This window comes from Faecalicoccus acidiformans (assembly GCF_014202635.1).
GTDB lineage: Bacteria > Bacillota_I > Bacilli_A > Erysipelotrichales > Erysipelotrichaceae > Faecalicoccus > Faecalicoccus acidiformans.
This window is the reverse complement of the sequence record NZ_JACHHD010000028.1, coordinates 1-2,627: the sequence shown is the minus strand read 5'-3', so window position 1 is coordinate 2,627 and position 2,627 is coordinate 1. Positions and strand designations below refer to the sequence as shown.

At 38.7% G+C, this 2,627-nt stretch carries 2 protein-coding genes; both read right to left on the bottom strand.

The window, feature by feature from the left end; genetic code table 11:
- Positions 1-175: 175 nt before the first annotated feature.
- Positions 176-901 carry an IS21-like element helper ATPase IstB gene (istB, locus tag HNQ43_RS09040; protein WP_244957069.1) on the bottom strand — a complete coding sequence of 242 codons (726 nt, stop codon included), beginning with the start codon at positions 899-901 and terminating at the stop codon, positions 176-178.
- Entirely contained in the window at positions 894-2,438 is a 1,545-nt protein-coding gene (istA, locus tag HNQ43_RS09035; RefSeq protein ID WP_183376969.1) for an IS21 family transposase, read from the bottom strand. The genes istB and istA overlap by 8 nt, the downstream gene beginning before the upstream one ends.
- Positions 2,439-2,627 lie beyond the last annotated feature (189 nt).

Genomic DNA, 2,627 nt, shown 5'->3' with positions numbered 1-2,627 from the left:
TGAATATTTCGCCTATAATTAGGCCATGATTTCGCTGTGCGTGTACCACCGATTCGCATAAAATATACCAATTGATGGTCATTGAATATTTCGCATCCATGTACCACTATTTCGGCGAAAATATACCAGATAAAAAGATACCGGTTTTGAAACTGTCCGGTATCTTATTTTTGTGTTATCTGGTTCTCATGGATTGGGATCCCTCTATCTTGATGGTCACTGATTTAGATATAACACGATCCAATATCGCATCGGCCAAGGCGCCACCTCCTAATCTTTTATGCCATGAATCACTCGAGAATTGGGAACAGAATATTGTTCCTTTTGATCTGTATCTTCTTTCCGTGATTTCTAATATATATTGCTGTGCCACATCATTGGCAGGTATCAATAGCCATTCATCGATTATCAAAAGATCTACTTTCTCATATTTCTTTAATATCTTTTTGTAGTTTCCCTGTTCCTTTCCAAGTGTTAAATCAGTAATCAGATCCGGAAGTCGAATATACAATACTTTCCTGCCTTCCAGACAGGCACAGTTACCTAAAGCACATGCCAGATAACTTTTCCCTGTTCCCGTAGCTCCTATAATAATAATGTTTTTTCCTTCGGTTATGTATTGGTTGGTTGCCAGTTGCTCGATTAAGTTTCTGTTCAGTCTGCGATCTTCATAATATTTAATATCTTCTATGGACGCCACTTTATCTGAAAACTGAGCATTCTTGATCAATCGTTCTATCTGATGGTTATGACGACTGTCCACCTCTGCGTCTACCAAAAGAGTAAATCTTTGTTCAAAGGTGAGATCATTGATTCCGTTTATTTCACTTTGTTCCTTATAGGCTCTCAACATCCCTGGTAATCTTAATTGTGTTAATTTTTCAATCGTGTCTTTATTCATTGTTTGTTCCTCCATAATAATTGCTTCCTCTTAGGATGGCTCCTTCGTTATCTTCTATATCGGGCTCTTCCTTGTTATCTTGAATATGCTGAATGATTAATTTAATATTTCTGTAGCGGGGTGAATGGATCAGGGATAAAGCTTTTACACAAGCTTTTTCCAGCTTTTCCGGTGTATTTGAGTCTGCCAACTTCAATATGGACCGGCATCCATTGTATGCCTGCTGTTCAACTTTATAGGAGCCGAGCAGTCTTTGTATAACCGTTTCCGTATTGGAACCAATTTTCGATGCCCATCTTATAAAACGCGTTCCATTCCATTCGGATGCCATCTTATGATTAGGTGGCATATGATCCGGATTGGTCGAATACTGCCCGGTTCTTCCTTTCAATCTTGGGTGTGAACAGATTCTCTGATGATCGATATAGATCTCAATCAGATTTTTAGATACCCTTACGTTTGCTTTTTTGTGAATGTATTCATAGGGAACGGAATAATACATTTTCTCAATCGATACGTGGTAGTTGTACTGTACCGTTGCCTGCTTCCAATATCCGTATTCAAAAGGATCCTTAGGAAGTTCTCTTAGCTTTTCTTTTTCTTCTAAAAGAAACACTGTGATCCTGGACTCATCCCTTTTTTGAAACGGCCTGCTGTTGAAATCCTTTAACAGTTGCTTCACTTTTTCATTGGCTTCATAAACACTATGAAATGTTTCTTTTCTCAGACGAGCTAATATATCCGATGTCAGTTTCCCGACGCTCCCCTCAGCACTTGGCTTTCCTTTTGGTGTCCTTACAGCGGCAGGAATAATCGCTATGTCATAATAATCAGCCATTTCCTTGTATGAATCATTTAATACGATCTCTCCATTTTTAGGGTGTTTTGTTACTCCTGTCTTTAAATTGTCACAAACAAGCACAGGTGCTGTTCCACCGAAGTAATTAAACATATGAACATGAGCCATGATCCAGTTCTCTTGTTTCATATCCTCTGTTACCTCGGCATACACATATTGACTATAAGGCAAGGCCCCAACGAACAGATAAGCTTTATGAATCTCTCCGGTATATGGATCCTCAACAGTTAATGTCTGACCAGCCCAGTCAACTTCCATCTTCTCCCCAGGAGTATGTTCAAAATGCATTGTTGCCTTACTGACTTCTAAAAATCTATTAAATCGAACACAGAACTGCGTGTACTTGTAAGGGATTTTCCCAACAGTATCACAGTATTGGACATACTCTTCCCAGAGAAGTTTCTTTGTGACTCCTTTTTTCAAGAGTTCACGAGATAACGATTCAAAATCTGGTTCCAAATATAAAGAATTAGATAAGCTATCCGACTTTCGAAATAGAATTTCCTCAAGCTCTTGATCACTTAAAAACCGCACCTCCTTCCATGGAACGTTCAACGCTTTGAATGCGTCGATAGTTTTGATCACAGTCCCTCTTGATACATTGGTGAGGTCTGCAATCTGTCTCTGCGAAAATCCATTATCGAAATACCGCAGAATTTCCTTGTACCTTTTGACCATAATAAAAAAACTCCTTTCTATGTACAGGGCAGATATCAAGTATCTACGGCCTATATTATAGAAGGAGTTCATAATATATTCGAAGGCTACGCCACCTGGTACAATTTAGAGCGAAATGGTGGTCCATTTATTGCGAAACACTGGTTCAAATTAAAACGAAATGTTGGCTTTATCACAACGAAATAATCA